15 protein-coding genes are annotated in these 16,039 nt (G+C 68.8%); 7 read left to right on the forward strand and 8 right to left on the reverse strand.

Annotated features, from left to right (window positions below; genetic code table 11):
• Window positions 1-276: 276 nt before the first annotated feature.
• On the forward strand, window positions 277-507 hold the full coding sequence (locus KBZ33_RS09080) for a type II toxin-antitoxin system Phd/YefM family antitoxin (protein ID WP_254952326.1): 231 nt from the start codon (window positions 277-279) through the stop codon (window positions 505-507).
• Window positions 504-896 (forward strand): type II toxin-antitoxin system VapC family toxin, encoded by a 393-nt coding sequence (locus KBZ33_RS09085; RefSeq protein WP_254952324.1) that lies wholly within the window; start codon window positions 504-506, stop codon window positions 894-896. The genes KBZ33_RS09080 and KBZ33_RS09085 overlap by 4 nt, the downstream gene beginning before the upstream one ends.
• A gap of 63 nt (window positions 897-959) precedes the next feature.
• Here the strand turns inward: KBZ33_RS09085 and KBZ33_RS09090 are convergent, their stop codons facing one another.
• Entirely contained in the window at window positions 960-2,642 is a 1,683-nt protein-coding gene (locus KBZ33_RS09090) for a CTP synthase (protein WP_254952322.1), read from the reverse strand.
• A 71-nt stretch (window positions 2,643-2,713) separates the two neighbouring features.
• On the reverse strand, window positions 2,714-3,205 hold the full coding sequence (locus KBZ33_RS09095; protein ID WP_254952320.1) for a Dps family protein: 492 nt from the start codon (window positions 3,203-3,205) through the stop codon (window positions 2,714-2,716).
• A 939-nt stretch (window positions 3,206-4,144) separates the two neighbouring features.
• Between KBZ33_RS09095 and KBZ33_RS09100 the strand changes: the two genes are divergently transcribed.
• The 5 genes from KBZ33_RS09100 to KBZ33_RS09120 all read left to right on the forward strand — a co-directional run bounded on the left by KBZ33_RS09100 (window position 4,145) and on the right by KBZ33_RS09120 (window position 9,237).
• Complete coding sequence (locus KBZ33_RS09100; RefSeq protein ID WP_254952318.1) at window positions 4,145-4,417, forward strand: hypothetical protein; 273 nt, start codon at window positions 4,145-4,147, stop codon at window positions 4,415-4,417.
• Between the two features lie 25 nt (window positions 4,418-4,442).
• Entirely contained in the window at window positions 4,443-6,020 is a 1,578-nt protein-coding gene (locus tag KBZ33_RS09105) for a class I adenylate-forming enzyme family protein (protein WP_255011654.1), read from the forward strand.
• Window positions 6,017-7,147, forward strand: coding sequence for a hypothetical protein (locus KBZ33_RS09110; RefSeq protein ID WP_255011656.1), 1,131 nt, complete (start codon window positions 6,017-6,019; stop codon window positions 7,145-7,147). Before KBZ33_RS09105 ends, KBZ33_RS09110 begins: the two co-directional genes overlap by 4 nt.
• Window positions 7,129-8,319 (forward strand): hypothetical protein, encoded by a 1,191-nt coding sequence (locus tag KBZ33_RS09115; RefSeq protein ID WP_254952312.1) that lies wholly within the window; start codon window positions 7,129-7,131, stop codon window positions 8,317-8,319. The genes KBZ33_RS09110 and KBZ33_RS09115 overlap by 19 nt, the downstream gene beginning before the upstream one ends.
• A gap of 210 nt (window positions 8,320-8,529) precedes the next feature.
• Window positions 8,530-9,237: a hypothetical protein gene (locus tag KBZ33_RS09120; protein ID WP_255011658.1), complete on the forward strand. Its 708-nt coding sequence runs from the start codon at window positions 8,530-8,532 to the stop codon at window positions 9,235-9,237.
• A gap of 53 nt (window positions 9,238-9,290) precedes the next feature.
• On the opposite strand, the gene KBZ33_RS09125 is transcribed toward KBZ33_RS09120, so the two are convergent.
• The 6 genes from KBZ33_RS09125 to KBZ33_RS09150 form a co-directional block, all read right to left on the reverse strand.
• Window positions 9,291-9,752 carry a hypothetical protein gene (locus tag KBZ33_RS09125; protein ID WP_254952309.1) on the reverse strand — a complete coding sequence of 154 codons (462 nt, stop codon included), beginning with the start codon at window positions 9,750-9,752 and terminating at the stop codon, window positions 9,291-9,293.
• Window positions 9,749-11,371: a right-handed parallel beta-helix repeat-containing protein gene (locus tag KBZ33_RS09130; protein ID WP_254952307.1), complete on the reverse strand. Its 1,623-nt coding sequence runs from the start codon at window positions 11,369-11,371 to the stop codon at window positions 9,749-9,751. The genes KBZ33_RS09125 and KBZ33_RS09130 overlap by 4 nt, the downstream gene beginning before the upstream one ends.
• Window positions 11,364-12,686, reverse strand: a complete 1,323-nt coding sequence (locus tag KBZ33_RS09135; RefSeq protein WP_254952305.1) for a hypothetical protein — start codon at window positions 12,684-12,686, stop codon at window positions 11,364-11,366. The genes KBZ33_RS09130 and KBZ33_RS09135 overlap by 8 nt, the downstream gene beginning before the upstream one ends.
• Window positions 12,687-12,745: 59 nt before the next feature.
• Window positions 12,746-13,036: a PqqD family protein gene (locus KBZ33_RS09140; protein ID WP_254952303.1), complete on the reverse strand. Its 291-nt coding sequence runs from the start codon at window positions 13,034-13,036 to the stop codon at window positions 12,746-12,748.
• Window positions 13,029-13,817: a hypothetical protein gene (locus KBZ33_RS09145; RefSeq protein WP_254952302.1), complete on the reverse strand. Its 789-nt coding sequence runs from the start codon at window positions 13,815-13,817 to the stop codon at window positions 13,029-13,031. The genes KBZ33_RS09140 and KBZ33_RS09145 overlap by 8 nt, the downstream gene beginning before the upstream one ends.
• A 372-nt stretch (window positions 13,818-14,189) precedes the next feature.
• A complete protein-coding gene (locus tag KBZ33_RS09150) occupies window positions 14,190-16,037 on the reverse strand; it encodes an asparagine synthetase B (protein WP_254952301.1) in 1,848 nt (615 codons plus the stop codon).
• Window positions 16,038-16,039 lie beyond the last annotated feature (2 nt).

Here is a 16,039-nt window from a genome sequence, read left to right on the forward strand (position 1 = left end):
CTGATGCTTCCCATCCCCATGCCGCAACTGCGCCGCCGCGATCAGCCCCCGGAACAGCGGATGGGGCTTGCCGGGACGCGACAGGAACTCTGGGTGGTACTGGCAGAAGGTCCAGCGTCCTCAGCGGGCGCCGCGAATGCTCCTCCGCCGCCCTGGAGCGGCGCGAGCTCACCAGGAGCAACCGACACCGCAGCCCACCAACAGCAGGTCAAAGGCCCAGCGGCAGGCCTGCGTTCCAGCAGGACTAAGCTAAGACTTAGTTCAAAGCGGCCGGCGATGGAGACCGTGAACATCCACCAGGCCAAGACCCAGCTCTCCCAGCTGCTGCATGGGGTGGAGCAGGGAGAGGAGGTGGTGATCGCCCGGGCCGGCGTACCGATTGCGCGGCTGGTGGGCTGGAAGGCTCCTACCCAGCCGGTGGCAGTGCCCGGTGCGATGCGCGGCCGAATCCAGCTCAGTGATGACTTCGATGCACCGCTGGCTGATCTGTTCGAGGCCCTGCGGTGACGAGACTCCTGCTCGACACCCATCTGGTGCTCTGGTGGCTGAGTGGCGATCCGCGGCTGCCTGAACCTGTTGTGGAGCGCCTGCAGGCATCGGAGGCTGAGGTGTTCGTGAGCCAGGCTTCGCTGTGGGAGATGGCGATCAAGGTGTCGCTCGGCCGCTTGCAGGTGGACCTGCCGGAGCTGGAGCGCCAGGTGCCGCTGCAGGGCTTCCGCTGGCTGCCGATTCGCAACAGCCATCTGCTGGCGATGGCAGAGCTGGAGACGGATGGAGAGCATCGCGATCCATTTGATCGGCTGCTGGTGTACCAGAGCAGGACCGAACCGATGCTGCTGCTGACGGCTGACCGACAGCTGCGGCGCTACGGCACCACCGTGAATCTGGTGGGCTAAGAAGCACGCCATGCAGCCATCCAGGTCGGCAAGCCGCCCAGGCCTGCCCGACCGTTGCGAGGCTCAGACCTGCAGCGGCACCCCATCGGCCGGGACCTGCCGCTCCTGAGCGACGCCCTCGCGCTGCTGCTGCGCCGCCTCGATCAGCCCCCGGAACAAAGGATGGGGCTTGCCCGGCCGCGACAGAAATTCCGGGTGGAACTGGCAGGCGGTGAAGAAGGGGTGGTCCTTGAGCTCGATCAGCTCCACCAGGCGGCCGTCCGGGGAGGTGCCGCAGATCTCGTAGCCCGATTCCAGGAACAGGGAGCGGTAGGCGTTGTTGAACTCGTAGCGGTGGCGATGGCGCTCATACACCACCTCCTCGCCATAGAGGCGCTGGGCCATGGTGCCCGCGGTCAGCCGGCAGGGGTAGACACCCAGCCGCATGGTGCCGCCCAGGTCCACCACATCCTGCTGCTCGGGCAGCAGGTGGATCACCGGGTGGGGGCTGGCCCGATCGAGCTCGGCGCTGGTGGCCCCCTCCAGGCCGGCCTGGTGGCGGGCCCACTCGATCACGGCGCACTGCATGCCGAGGCAGAGCCCCAGGAACGGCACCCGTTGCTCCCGCGCCCAGCGGATCGCCGCCACCTTGCCGTCGACACCGCGGTGGCCGAAGCCGCCGGGCACCACCACCGCATCCATGCCTTTCAGCAGGGCGTCGGCGCCCTGGCTCTCGATCTGCTCGGCGCAGACCCAGTGGAGATCAAGGGAGGCGTCCCGCTCCAGGCAGGCATGGCGCAGGGCCTCCACCACCGAGAGGTAGGCGTCGTTGAGCTGCACGTACTTGCCCACCAGGGCCACCTTCACGGCGGGCCCCGGGTGGCGCAGCTTCTCCACCAGGTCGGCCCAGCGCGCCATGTCGCTGTCGTGGTCGACCAGGGAGAGGACGTCGAGCACCTGGCGGCAGAGGCCTTCGCTCTCCATGGCCAGGGGCACCGCGTAGATGCTGTCGGCGTCGAGGGCCTGGATCACGGCGCCGGCCGGCACGCCGCAGAAGCCACCGATCTTGGCCTTGAGGTCGGTGCTGATCGGCCGGTCGCTGCGACAGACGAGCACGTCGGGCTGGATGCCGATCGAGCGCAGCTCCTTCACCGAGTGCTGGGTGGGCTTGGTCTTGAGTTCGCCGGAGGTGCCGATGAACGGCAGCAGGGTGACGTGCACGTAGGCGAGGTCCTGGCGGCCCACGTCGCCACGGAACTCGCGGATCGCCTCCAGGAACGGCAGTGATTCAATGTCGCCCACCGTACCGCCGATCTCGGTGATCACCACGTCGGCACCGCTGTTGGCCGCCACCCGGTGGATGCGCTCACGGATCTCGCCGGTGATGTGGGGGATCACCTGGACGGTGCCACCGTTGTAGTCGCCGCGGCGCTCCTTGTTGATCACCGCCTGGTAGATCGAGCCGGTGGTCACGCTGTTGAGGCGCGACATGGCCGTGTCGGTGAAGCGCTCGTAATGGCCCAGATCCAGGTCGGTCTCGGCGCCGTCATCGGTGACGAACACCTCACCGTGCTGGTAAGGGCTCATCGTGCCTGGATCCACGTTGAGATAGGGATCGAGCTTCAGGATCGAGACGCTGTAGCCGCGCGATTTGAGCAGACGCCCAAGGCTGGCGGCCACGATGCCCTTGCCGATGCTGGAGACCACCCCGCCGGTGACAAAGACGAACTTCGCGGCATGGCCCCGCGGGGCGGAGGGTGCGGACATCGGGCCTGGCGCTGATCACCCAATCTACCGACTCCTTCCAGTTCGCCTGTGCGCCCAAGCCGGCGCCAGGCTCACGCCTCGAGCAGGCTGCGCAGCATCCAGGCGGTCTTCTCGTGGATCTGGAGCCGCTGGGTGAGCAGGTCGGCGGTGGGCTGGTCGTTGGCCCCATCGGCGATGCTGAACACCGAGCGGATCGTGCGGGCCACGGCCTCGTGGCCCTCCACCAGCTCACGCACCATGGCCAGGGCGGCGGGCACGCCTTCGGCCTCGGGGACCGAGGAGAGGCCGGCGTAGATGGAGCCGCCATAGGGGGCGGGGAAGCCGAGGGCACGGATGCGCTCGGCGATCAGGTCGAGGGCGGTCCAAAGCTCGGTGTACTGGTCCATGAACATCAGATGGAGCGTGTTGAACATCGGCCCCGTGACGTTCCAGTGGAAGCCGTGGGTCTTGGCGTACAGAACGGTGCTGTCGGCCAGGACGCGTCCTAGGCCCTCGGCGATCTGCTGACGCTGCTCGGCGGGGATGCCGATGTCGATGGCGGGGGCTGTGACGGTGGCGGCCATGGCGGGAAGGTGAGGGCGGGACTTCAGTGAAGGTACCGAGCTTTCCAGCGTTGGTGGTGAGGGCGCGCAGGGGGCGGCATGGAGATCGCCCAGCTGTGCGGCCATGTCCACCGTGTCCTGGGGACACAGCCTGCTCTGATGAGGGTCAGGTCTCAAGGACGTTGAAACTCGACGGCAGTCTTCCTTTTCAGGCAGGAGCCGCCATCGCCGCGCCAATGAATCAGCCGCCCGAGACAGGCGGCCACGCTGCCTTTGCCGATGCTCGGGAACCGCCCCGCCGGTGACGAAGACGAGCATGGCGGCATGGCCCCGTGTGGCGGACGCTGCGGACATTGGGGACGGCGCAACACGCCAGGAGGATCTTCTCCATCCAGGCGGTCTTCTCGTGGATCTGGAGCTCCTGGCTGTTGGGTGAGCAGGTCGGCGGTGGGTTGGTCGTTGGCCCCATGCGCCGGAATGAACACAGTGGGGCTTGTGCCGGCCACGGCCACCACTAGGCACCGTTTGGCCTGGATCATCCGTTGCTTGGCGCTACGGCAGCGGTGCAGGGCCTGCCGTCGCTCGGTCAGGCTCCGTCAAGGGCTCAGGGGATCGACAGTGCTCTAAGGGAGTGGAGGGCCCACGCGAACCGGCCAGCGCTTTCACTGGATGGCTTCCGGATTGTGCCGGCCTCGAGTAATATGATGAACCGAAAGGTAGCTGATGTGGCCTGGCCTGAGAAACGCTACCATTTGTGAGCTTCGGATGAATCCAATGGTATTGACAATGATTGTTGAAGGTCAGGGTGAGACAGCTCCCGTACTGCAAGCTCCTGGCGAAACCGGACCCACTCTTCGTGGACCCGGCGAAACGCCTCCAGGACTCTCTGGTAGGCCATCCCCCTCCCGCTAGTCATCATCAGTCGGAGCGGAAACTGATTCAGATTCTGATCCCATAGCGATGACAACCGCATCCGAACCGGTGGCCCTGCTTTTGGCGGCCCTTGCCTCCATCAGCGTGCCGCCGTCGGATCTGGGCAGGTTGCTGCTTGCATTGCGCTCCGAGCCCGCCCATGTGACTCTGGAGGAACTTGGTCTCGACAGTCTTGGTCGTATGGAGGCCTGTATCACTCTGGAAATTGATCATGGCGTGTTGATCACTCCAGAAGAGATGGCTTCTCTTTATTCCGCCGATCAACTTCTCTGCCGAATCGCCGCTGCCCCCAGGGCCTGAGGGGAACGTCTTGACGGCGCAAGCCTTGCACCTGCCCCCAGCCCTACCTCTGCCGCCAGGGCCCATTCCGCCAGCGGGCTGGATGTTGCGGGAGCTCTACCGACTCCGCGTCGTTGCCGACCCTGGGCGAGAGGCCTTGCGGTTCAGCGGTCACACCGTGACCCACGGGGATCTGTTGCCCCAGATCGATCGCTGGCAAGAGCTGGTCACGGCTGCGGCGGCTCGCTGTGGCTGCAGCGACCCCGATCTGATCTGGGCCATCCACGGTGGCGACACGATCGACAATCTGCTTCTTGGCCTCTCCCAGGTCTTCTCCGGTCGGGCGTTGCTGCTCTTGCCGCTCCATGCCACCGAGGCTGAACGGGCCACACTGGTCCGCCGGGCGGGAGTCGGCGTCGTGCTCAGCGATCGGCCCCTATCGCCGTCCATGGGCCTGCACCGCCGGACCACGGTGGCGCAGGGCTGGGAGATCTGGGCACCGCTGGCCGGGTCGCCGGAACCCGCCTGGCAAGCACCGGATCGTCTCCTGTCGCTGGCGGACGTGGCGCAGGAGGCCCGGGTTCGGCTTGAGCGGGCGGCAGGCCTGGCCCTCAGCTCCGGCACCACAACGGGGGTGCCGGCCATCCAGCGCAGTTCCTTCCTGGAGTGGCTGGCGATGCAGCAGCATCCGGAGTGGCCGCCGAGCCGGCGCATGCTGATGAGCTTCCGCATGCAGTTCGGAGCCTCGCGCGCCTGGGCCTCGCGGATCCTGCTGGAAGGGGCGACCCTCTGTTGTGTGCGGGTGTCTGAGCGCCAGGATCTGCCTGAGCTGGCGGGCCTCCTGGAGGCCGACACCCTATCGGTGAATCCGCCGTACATCGAGACGATGCTGGCGGAGCGGCTGGAGCGGCGTTTCCCTGCCTCCCTGGGGTTCGTGACGGGCACGGACCGGGTCCCGGGGGGGGTGCGGCGGCGCTTTCATGGTCGCTTCGGCGCCCGTCTGACGATCGCCTTGGCCAACAGCCGCCTCGGTCCGCTCACGTTGCTGCCGGCCGACCAGCTTCTGGCCCATGACGGCGAATCGGTGGGCGTGCCGCTAGCGAATGTGCGCTTCCATTTTGATCCGGAGGCGGCCCCCGACTGGCAGGCCCTGGGCATCGGGGAGGTCGTGGTGGCCAAGACCTGGCGGGTGCGGCTGCTGCACCCCGAGCACGGTCCGATCGACATCGAGCACACCGTCGAGGATTCCCGCCCCGGCGATCTGCTGCGCCAATGGCCCGATGGCCTGCTCTCCTTCGTGGGTCGGGCCAACGACGTCTTTCTCTTCCGCAGCGTGCTCATCTCCCCCCAGGAGATCGAGGATGTGCTGGCGGAGGATCCGGCGGTGCTGGAGGTGGTGGCCTTTGGTGCCCCCTCCAGCGTCTATGGAGCGGTGCCGATGGCGGCTTTGCGACTCCGTCCCGACACGGATGCGGTTCAGGAGCTGCCACGATTGCGACGCCTTTGCCAGGACGCCATGGGATACCGGGCGCCGAAGGCCCTGATCCCGGTGGAGGAGATTCCTCGGGGGGCGAGCGGCAAGCCGTTGCGGCGCGAGCTCGCACGACGGCATGCTCTGGCGTGATCGGGGTTCGCACCTTTGCCCAGGCCATGGCCTGGTTCCGGTCCCATCGGGAGCGCGTCAGGGAGCGTTGGCATCTGCGGACGGCACGCTGGCTGGTGCGCCGCAGGCCGGAGCTGGTGGCGGGGCTGTCCCCGGAATCCCAGGCCTTCTATCAGCGCTTTCGAGACCTGTCGACCAACCGGTCGAATCAGCTGCGGATGCGGCATGACCGGGTGATGCGTCCCTTGGAGCTGCAGGGTCTCCTGTTGGCCTGGCTGGCTTCGGGCGAGCCGTCCCAGCCTCTGACGTCCTGGTTGTGCGAAACCTGTACGGACGCCCCCGGCCTGCTCGTTGCCCCCGCCCCCTACGGCGAAGCGGTGGCGGTCCGGGATCTGGGAGCGGTTCGGATGCACTGGTACCGCCATGGACCGGTCGCCCCAGGACCGGCGCGGAATTTGGTGGTGGCGTTCGGGTCCAACGCCAATGCCGTCGCGATGACGGCGCCCTGCTTCTTGCAGCTGTTGGGTCCTTTCGCCACCGACGTGGTGCTCGTGCTGCGGGAGCGGCCTCACCAGCAATCCTTCTTTGGCCGGGATGGCGCTTCCAGTGCGATGGCCCGCCTGCTGGAGGCCCTCCCGACCTTGGTGCCCCTGGCGGTCTATGACCAGGTGGTGACCATCGGCTACAGCGGCGGTGGGTTTGCCGCGGCGGTGGCGGCGGTGGCCCTGGGTGCGGATCGGGGGGTCTCCCTGGGAGGCTGGCCGCCCCAGGGTGCGGTGACCTTGGACCGCGCCTGGATGCAGGGGCTGCGATCTGCCCTGCCGCCACCGCGAGCGGCTTGGCCTGATCTGCGTCTCTGCTGTTCCGCCGGCTGCGCTTCCGACATCAGGGGAACGGCCCTGGCCCGGGCGACGGTGGCCCGCTGGGATCTGCCGCTCGGCAGCCTCCAGACCCGGGCCTATCGCGGCTGCCGTGACCACAACCTGCTGGTGGAGCTGCAGCGGCGCGGCTATGCACTGGCTCCCGTGGTGGCGGATCTGCTGTTCCCAGACGAACAGACGCAACATCGCCGGCGCCTTCTGGCCCGGCGTGCCCGCTGGCGCCCCTTGACCCCGGATGGCGAGGCTGGATGCGTCGCGTCGTTCTGATCGGTTGCAGCGAGGTCACAGCGCGGCTGCCGGAGGTGCTGGCGGGCCATCGTCTCGAACTTGTGGCCCTGGGGAGTGGGGCCAGTCCCTTCCGCCGCAGCCGCTTCATCGATCACTTTGTAACGCTGCCGGGCCCATGGACGCTGGAGGGATGGACCAACGCCCTTCTGGCGGAGCCCTGTCCCGTCGATGGTGCAGCGGACTGGGTCGTCCATGCCAACGACGCCTTGCCCCATGCCCTGGCCAGGGCTGAGCTGCCGCTGAAGCGCCGGCTCGCCCTGCTGCCGATCCGCCGACCCGAGGGGCTGGCCTTGGTGGGTTCCAAGGCAGGGCTGGCCCACCTGCTTCAGCGGCATGGCATCCCAACCCCGGGGACCCGGGTGGTGGACTCCCCGACCGAGCTGGCCGCTGCCCTCGCCAGCTGCCATGGGCCCCTGATGCTCAAAGCCGATCACGGATCAGGCGGACAGCAGGTGCGGTATGTGCCGGATGCGGCCGCCGTGCTGGCGGACCCGCCGCCGTTGACCTGGTACCCCCTCCTGCTGCAGGCCTGGGTGGCAGGGGAGGACCATGCCGTCGAGGCCTTGTTCGGCGATGGTGAGCTGCTGGGGCATCAGGCGTCGCGGCCGTTGCACTCAACAGGTCCCTTCGGTCCAAACCTGAGCCGCCGCTTCGTGGCCATCGTGCCGGCCGGTGTGACGGCCGCCTTGCAGGCCCTCGGACGGGGGGCGGGTCTGCATGGCTTTTTCAACTGCACTTTTCGGATGCCGGATGACGGGTCGTCGCCGCTGTTGTTTGAGGCTGATCCCCGTCCCACCGCCTGGCATGCCTTCGGCCCTCGCCTGGGGCTGGACTGGGGTGCCCTGATGGCTGCGGAGACGCCTCCGCCCAGGCCGCTGCAGCCCCGAGGACTGCCCGTTCAGGGCCGGGAGATCCATCTCTTCCCCCGCGGACCGGATTATGCGCTGCTGACCCTCTCCTGGACCGTGGCCCGGCCCTGGATCCTGGCGCGCCCGGGGACCTGGGATCTGCGGCTGCGGCAGGACGCGGCGATCGAGGCCTGGGAGTGGCAACGACTGCGCGGCACTCTGCGTTCCTGCCTGCTCAGCCACCCCCTTGGGCGGTTGGCGCGTCGTCTGCTGCGCCCTCGCCACCGGCATCACCGCCTGTAGGGATCTCAGGCAACGGCCCTGCACCGACGGGAACACGGCTTGTTTCCGATCCGGCTACGCAGCGCCCCCCTCTCCCTTGCTTCCATGTAACTTCCATCTATTGCTGATCGCCTGTTGGTGCGCCTCGCTTTTCCGCCTCTTCCGCCGCAAGAATGGAACAGAGGGGCGGTGGCTCGGCTGCTCGCTGCCCTGTCCCTGATCTTCCTGGTGATGTTCGTGGCCGCCATGGTCATCGCCTCCGCGCCACCGAAGCTGCTTGATCACACCTGGCAGCTGGCCGTGATTGCTGCGCTGATCAACAACGCCTTCCTGGCGCTGATGGGGGTCCTGCTGATGGTCCTGGCCGTCGGGTTCGATCCCACCCGCCAGACCCTTCGGGACCGCTGGAAAGCGTGGCGCCCCTGGATCGTGGCCGCTTCCCTGGGGTTTCTGCTGCTGATTCCCCTTCAGGCCTTCGCGGCCTGGAGTTTCCACACGTCCGTCACCCTTGTCCAGGGGAAACAGACCAGCCAGGCCTCCGAGAAGCTCACGGAGTTGCGCGAGGCCATCGCCAGCGCCAACACCCATGAGGAGCTTCAAGCCAAGGTGCAACAACTTTTCGGCAGCAACGCCGGCCTCTCACAGGCGGAACTAGACACACCCATCGGGATCTTACGCAACATCCTGCTTGCAAGGGCGGAACAGGCCTCCAATCAGCTCAAGCAGCAGATTGAAGCCCAGGTCGGCATGAGGCCGGATCAGTTGATGAAAGAAACCTCCCGCATCTTCATCTCGGCCGCAGCTTATGCCATCAGCTTCGGATATTTGGCTGGTGTGCTGCCACCCAGCAAGCGAAAGGGCCTAGGGGCGCTCGGGTTACGACGCAAACGCAGAAAACGAACCCATGAGGCTGTCCAACCCGCCACGACCACGACCTAGGGCTTGGTTCCCCTGAGCATGGCCTGGGCCTTGCGGCGCGCCACGTGGCGCGGTCATGCCGAACCTCGCCTCGATCTCCAAAGCAGGATGGCGGTGCTGAAGGCCACCGGCAGGCCCAGCTGTTCCAGTCCTGTCTCCGTGGCCATGCGCAGCATCAGGCCCCGGCGAGCGGGCACCATCCATTCCTGACCGACCCAGCCGAGCTGCAGCGCCAGCAGCGCCAGCAGCACCCCCAGAGCGGTGAGGACCAGCAGTACTCCCACCGCCTGCCCCACGCCGCCCAGCACCCGGGCGGGGGAGGCCGGCCGGCGATGGCCCAGGCAGGCCGCTCCGCAGAGAAAGCTGCTCAGCACCAGTCCCCAGCGCCAGCCCCAGTCCAGCAGTTCCGTGGGGGCGATCGGTCGGTCCACGCTCCAGGGCTGCAGCAGCCAGCCCACCAGCAGGGCCGTGGCCAGAGCGGCGGGCAGGCCGGCCAGGGCAGCGCCGAGGCGGAGCCAAACAGGCGGGGAGCTCATCGGCTGCGGATCCAGCCGGCGTCCAGCAGGGCCTTCAGCTGACGGCCGGAAGCCTCCTGCTCGAGGCGATACCAGGCGGGACCGGGCCGCAGGATCGGCAGCGGCAGCTCCAGGGGCAGGGGTGGGCCGTCCCCAACTCCGGACTCCAGCAGCGCCAGCAAGGCCGGTGGGCCAAGATCGGGCGGCGGCCAGGCCTGCCAGGGCAGAACCACCGCCCGGTTGTCCTGCCAGGCGACCTGGCGGCGGGCATGGAAGCCGGCTTCGGCCGGATCCACCAGGAGCAGCAGATTGTTCTGCAGGCTGAAGTCGCTGACGGGGGAATCGGGCACGCTCCAGGCCAGCCGCTGGCCAAGGAAAAGATTGTGGTCCAGCGTCACCCCATGGATCGGCCCGCCCATCAGCTTGAGCCAGACGCCGTTGCCGCTCAGGGGGTTCTGGCGTTGCTGCAGGAAGAGGTTGTGGTGAATGCGCAGCGGACCGGTGCTCACCGGGCTGATACCAAGGCTGGCCCAGGTTGCCACCACGAGATTGTGGCTGACCTCCAGATTGGAGGCCGCCCCATCCAACTCGATGCCGTCATCGGTGGTGAAGGCGATCACATTGGCCTCGATGCGATTGCGCCCCCCCAGGGGCGAGAGCTTGATGCCATCACCGGCTTCGCTGATCAGGTTGTGGCGCAGGCTGATGTCACGCCCCTGGATCCAGGTGAGGCTGCAGTTGGAGTAGGGATAGACCTCAGCCCAGCTCAGCCAGCCCCGTTGGCGCCACTGGTAAAGGGGACGGCAGTCGCTGACATTGTGATCGATCAGGAGCTGGTGGGGCTGGCGCAGGCCGGTGCTGCCGTCGATCGCCACATCGGCGCCATGGAAGGCGTTGCCGCTGATGCGCAGGTGGTGGGTGTTCCAGAGCTGGATGGCGGCCATCACGGGGAAATCGAACACCAGATCACGGATCTCCACATGGGGGGCCTCCACCCAGAGCAGGGCCACCTGATGGCCCCCGGAGCGGCGGCGTGCCGGGATGCGGCGGTTCACGTCCAGTCGCCGCTGCTGCGGAGGGCGCCCCTGGGGGAGACAGAGGTCGAGCTGGTGGTCCCCCCGCATCTGGAAGGCCGGCATCGCCCCGGGACGACGGCAAAGGGCGTCGAGGTCGGTGGCCCGTCGGGCCCGGTAGGCCATCACACCGTCGACCCGCAGTCCATCGATCCGCCAGGGGGTGCGGGTGCGGTAGCGACGGGGCCCCACGGGCTGCCAGCTCCAGTGACGGCTGACGCTGGGGTCGGCGGTGCCGGAGATCACGGCCTGGCCGGGCACGGCCGCCCGCAGGATCAGGGGCCGGCCGGCCCGGCCGCCGTGGCGCAGCCGCAGCGATTCGCGGTAGACCCCAGGCCAGACGAGCACGGTCTCGCCGGCACGGGCCAGATCCAGGCCACGCTGGATCGTGCGCACCGCCAGGCGTCGATCGCCGCCGAGCCAGCCATCGAAACCATCGGGTGCCACATGCACCACCCCCCGGCGCATCCAGGGAGTCGGGGGCTGCAGGTACACCACGCCGGCCGTCAGGGCGGCCAGGCACCAGGCGATGGTCCAGCCTCCATGGCCAGCGCGGGGATCAACCATGGCCCGGCGCCAGGGCATGGCACAGGCTCACCGCCAGCAGCAGGCCGAGGGGGAACACCTCGCCCAGGTTGAGAGTCAGACCGCACAGCAGAAGCAGCAGCAGAAAGGGCCGGCTGGCCCGATCCCTTCGCAGGGCCGCGGCGATCAGCCCCAGCAGGGCCGCCAGCCCCAGCAGGCCGGCCTCAATGAACTGGTGCAGAAAGAAGGAATCGGTGGGCCGTAACGCAGGGCCCGCCGCCGCCTCGCTGGCCAGCGTCAGGGGGGAGAACAGGGGCGGCAGGCCACCGCTCACCTCCTGCCAGCGCGACACCACCACGCCGCCACTGCCGAGGCCTCGGCCGAGCAGCAGCTGCCAGGGGGAGGCCGAGCGCACGGCGGAACCCACCAGGCCCCAGCGGCCGCTGATCGACTCCAGCAGATCCGGCCGTCCCAGCAGGTGGGGCAGGACCAGCAGCAGAGCGGCCGCCAGAGCCGGGGCCAGCAGCAGCGCCCGCCGGGGATGGCGTTGCCACTGGCGCTGCAGGCTGGGCCACAGCAGCAGCAGGGCCAGGGCGAGCAGACCCATGCCGGAGCGGGCCAGCAGCAGCTGGGGCAGCGCCGCCGCCACCAGCACGGGGCGGTGCCAGGCCCGAGCGGTAAAGGCCAGGCAGAAGGCCAGGCCGAGCACCACGACCACCCCCAGGGTGTTGGGCTGGCCCATCAGGCCGGGCAGGCGCCCCGGCAGGGGCACCCCCCACAGCTGGGTGGCATGGCGCAAGGGGAGGCCCCGCATGGCCTCCAGCAGCAGCACCGGCAGATGCAGCAGCAGCAGCACCGCCACCGCATCCACCAGCCGCTGCAGACGGCGGGCGGGCAGCAGCCAGCCGCAGAGCGGCACCAGGGGCACCCAGAGCTGGCCGGGCAGGCCGGCCAGCACGGCGGGCAAAGGGCCGCGTTGCAGGCCGATCCACAGGGCCACCCCCAGCGAGAGCTGCAGCGGCACCCAGAGCAGCCGCTGGCGGGGGGGCAGGCGCAGACCAGGATGGCGCCACACCACCAGGCCGGAGATCAGCACCAGGCCCGCCATCAGGCCGTGGCGCAGCAGCTTGAGCAGCAGCTCCGGCGGGCTGATCTGGTAGAGCCTCGCCATGTCGAGGCGCGTGATGGCACCGCCCGCCCCGTCCAGCCAGCTCCAGGCACGGCACGAGGCCGGCAACCAGAGGGTCTGCAGCGGCGGGTGGCAGAAACGGGCGAGGTCTGCGGCGTAGCCGGCCGGATCGATCAGGCCGATGTGGCGCAGCAGGAAGGACAGCCCCCCCAGGATCGAGGCCAGCACGATGGCGATCCCCAGCTGGCCGGCCAGCCGGTCGAGCCGGCTTTGCGGCCCGAGGGGAGTCAGGCCGATGGCTCCGTGGACTGCAGGGTCACCAGGCCATCCGCTTCGAGTTCGCCCAGGAAGTGTTCCACATCCCGGCGGATGGCGCCGGGGTCGCCCTCGAACGCCTCCTGCAGCCGTTCCACCAGGGAGTCCAGGCTGATCGGGGGCTCCAGCAGGGCCCAGATCCGCTGGCCGATGGCCTCAAGGCTGACGTAGCAGTTGCTCTGCAGGCTGAGGATCACGGTGGCGTCATCGATGTCGGTGGCCATCACGTCGGCGCGGCGCGTGATCAGGGTGTGGTCATCCATGGGCTGGGGGCAGGCGGGGCTCAGCGCTGGCGGGAGGATCCTCGCCGAGGGGTGCGGGGGCCGCCGCCAGGGCCTGCTCGAGGGTGTCGAGCACCGCATCAAGGCACCACCGGCCCTGCGGCCGCTTGAGGGACCAGACCCTGACGCTGCGGGCCAGCAGGGCCTGGAGACGGAAGCTGGCGGGGGTGTCGCAGGGCTTCAGAGGGCCATAGAGGCCGTGCTGCAGGGCGAGGAACAGGTCGGCGCCGCGGAGGCGGCGCAGCTGCACCTGCGGGCCGTCGCCCGGTTCGAGCAGCACCAGGTCGCGCAGACCGGGCCCGGAGGGGTCGGGCCAGCCCCCGGGCTCGGCGGCGGCGTGGGGGAGCGGGCTGGCGGTGGGGCCATCCAGGGGGACGACCACCTTGTCAGAGCGGACAGGACTGGGCCGGGCGCCGTGGATCAGGCCGAGCCGCTCGGCGGCGACACGGGTGAGATGGAGCTGGGGAGCACCATGGCGGACCACCAACTGGCCATGGTCTCCGGCGCGGAGAACGGTGAGATCGTCGGCGATCTGGATGGCGCCCCGCTGAATCAGGCCGGCGGCGGTGGTGGATTTACCGGCACCGGAACTGCCGGAGATCGCGATCAATCCGTAGCGCCAGTGGAGGGTATTGGCGTGGAGCACCAGGTCACCCCGGTGACGGTAGAGAGCGGCCAGCACGGGATGGGCGAGCACGAAGTCGGCACGGGCGGGATCCAGGTCGACGGCGGGCTCGAAGTGAATGGTGTGCCCCCCCTCCACAAAAAAACGGCCGACCCGAGGGCCGGCATCAAGGAAAAAGTGGCCTGGGTAGGGGGCCCGGATGAGCAGCTCGCAGGAGAGGCGGCGGTGTGTACGTAGGAGGCAATCAGCTGGAAGAAACTGGGAAGGAGCAGAGAATATCAACTTTCAAGTCTGAGGCCAGAATTAAGAATCTTTCTATGGAGGATTCGGACCCCCTCCGACTCCATCACCAGTGCTTCCAGCAGACGCAAGCGTGATCTCCAGAGAGATTCTCTGGACCAAGGGCTGGCGCCATTCGAGCTTGCGCCGATGCACGGCTGGGGATCCAACTGGAATGGGCTTGGCGGAAGAATTCATCAGTCGAGCTGTGGAAGACAAAACGAAGCTGTCTCAGGACATTAGCCGAGCTTGGCCGAATGATTGGATGAACAATACCACCATCAGCCCCCTCAGGATGATAGAGCCGCTACCCCGCAGAGATGGAACGTCGTCGGATTGCTGAACCTTCTGCCAGCATTCCCTGACTTTGCCGACGTCGACCAGGGCCCGGGCCTGGTCCGACCGTTCCAGCTCGGCGAGGCACGCTTCCACCGCGGCGGCGTCGTGCCGCAGCCGCACCGCCAGGTCCCCCGCCTGGAGGCCGCGGCGTCGCTGGCAGCGCACCCGATCGGGCAGCCGCCCCTGCATGGCGGCCCGGATCAGCCAGCGATCCTCGCCGCTGTCCGGATCGATGAACACCTGATCCGGCACCGACCAGGTGTAGGCCAGCAGCCGGGCATCCGCGCTCGGATCACGGATCTCCAGGCCGGCGGCCCGACCCATCTGGGCGTGGAGCGCCCCCACGAAGGAGCGGCCCGGCATCAGCCAGGAACGCTCCTGCAGGGCGTCGCGGGCAGGGAAAAGATCGGGGTCCGCAAGCATCCGCTCCTTCAGCTGCAGCCGTTCGGCCGCCGCGGGCGCCAGGGCGGAGCCATCGAAGCAGAACTCCCGCAGGCGCCAGCGGCGCCACCGCTGCACAAGCGCAGCTGGAGCACTGCGCAGGGCCCCCTGGCGCAGCCATTCCCGTGGTCCCAGCCGCTGCCACTGGTACCCCAGCGGCTGGGACCACGGGCTGCCGGCCCAGGAGAGTCCCGCATTGCCGCTCTGGCCGATCAGCAGCACCGAACAGCCCGCCTGCCGGGCCAGGCGGTTGAGGCTGAGCATCCAGAAGGCATTGCCGGCGGCATGGCTGGGTTCCCGGTGGATCTCCAGGAGCGCCTGAATCGCCGCCATCGGCGCCAGTTCGGCCGCCTCCACGGGCTCGTGGTGGCGGATGCCGGCGGCGGCGGCGGTGGCGGCGGCGAAGGGCCACTCATCGCCGAAGCGCTCGCCGGTGAACGGGGTGGTGTCGGCGATCGGCACCGAGGTGAAGGCCCGCAGCTCCTCGCCTGAGGCCGCCAGCATCCGGCCGGCGGTGGCGCTGATCGAGCCGGAATCGAGGCCCCCGCTCAGGGTGCTGCCTACGAGCCCGCCCCGGTCGCGCCGCAGGCGGCAGCGCACCGCCTCATCGAACACCTCCAGGAAGCCGGCCACGTAGTCGCGCCGGTCGCGCAGGCGCAGCGGGGGCGTGCGCTCCAGATGCCAGTACTGCTCCAGGCGGTGCCGCTCCCGGGTGACCGTGAGCCGATGGGCCGGCGGCAGCCGATGGAGGCCGCGCCGCACGGTCTGCCCACCGTGGTAGCCCTGCCAGGCCACCAGCACCTGGGCCACGTAGAGCTCGTCGATCTCGTAGGGCAGCAGCTGCAGATCGATCAGCACCGACTGTTCCGTGGCGAAGGCCAGAAGCGTGTCGGTGAGCACGTAGTAGAGCGAGGTGATGCCGAAGTGGTCGCGGGCCAGGAGGAGGGAGCGCTCCCGCTCGTCCCAGATCGCGAAGGCCCAGTCGCCGAGGATCCGCTCGCAGCAGGCCTCGCCCCAGCGCAGCCAGGCCCGGTGGATCAGATGGGTGTCGTCGCAGGCGGCCTGCCGGGGCGTTCCGGGCCCCCAGGCCTCCACGCTCAGTTCCAGCTGCTCGAGCAGCTCGCGGCGGTTGTCGATCCGGGCCGAGGCCAGGCACACCGTGCCGGAGGGCTGGTGGTGGGACAGCTGCCCCCGCCAGCACAGGCGGGGCCGGATCAGCTCCTGCTGCTCCGCGCCACCGCCGTCCGGCGGCAGGGGCGGCAGGGGAGCCGTGGACCGGCGGCGGATCAGGCCTGCCATCG

Source organism: Cyanobium sp. Cruz-8D1, assembly GCF_024345975.1.
Taxonomy (GTDB): Bacteria; Cyanobacteriota; Cyanobacteriia; order PCC-6307; family Cyanobiaceae; genus Cyanobium.

Coding starts and splice junctions, on each gene's coding strand:
- KBZ33_RS09080 (WP_254952326.1), top strand. CDS start 277: ATGGAGACCGTGAACATCCACCAGGCCAAGACCCAGCTCTCCCAGCTG.
- KBZ33_RS09090 (WP_254952322.1), bottom strand. CDS start 2,642: ATGTCCGCACCCTCCGCCCCGCGGGGCCATGCCGCGAAGTTCGTCTTT.
- KBZ33_RS09095 (WP_254952320.1), bottom strand. CDS start 3,205: ATGGCCGCCACCGTCACAGCCCCCGCCATCGACATCGGCATCCCCGCC.
- KBZ33_RS09100 (WP_254952318.1), top strand. CDS start 4,145: ATGACAACCGCATCCGAACCGGTGGCCCTGCTTTTGGCGGCCCTTGCC.
- KBZ33_RS09115 (WP_254952312.1), top strand. CDS start 7,129: ATGCGTCGCGTCGTTCTGATCGGTTGCAGCGAGGTCACAGCGCGGCTG.
- KBZ33_RS09120 (WP_255011658.1), top strand. CDS start 8,530: ATGTTCGTGGCCGCCATGGTCATCGCCTCCGCGCCACCGAAGCTGCTT.
- KBZ33_RS09125 (WP_254952309.1), bottom strand. CDS start 9,752: ATGAGCTCCCCGCCTGTTTGGCTCCGCCTCGGCGCTGCCCTGGCCGGC.
- KBZ33_RS09130 (WP_254952307.1), bottom strand. CDS start 11,371: ATGGTTGATCCCCGCGCTGGCCATGGAGGCTGGACCATCGCCTGGTGC.
- KBZ33_RS09140 (WP_254952303.1), bottom strand. CDS start 13,036: ATGGATGACCACACCCTGATCACGCGCCGCGCCGACGTGATGGCCACC.
- KBZ33_RS09150 (WP_254952301.1), bottom strand. CDS start 16,037: ATGGCAGGCCTGATCCGCCGCCGGTCCACGGCTCCCCTGCCGCCCCTG.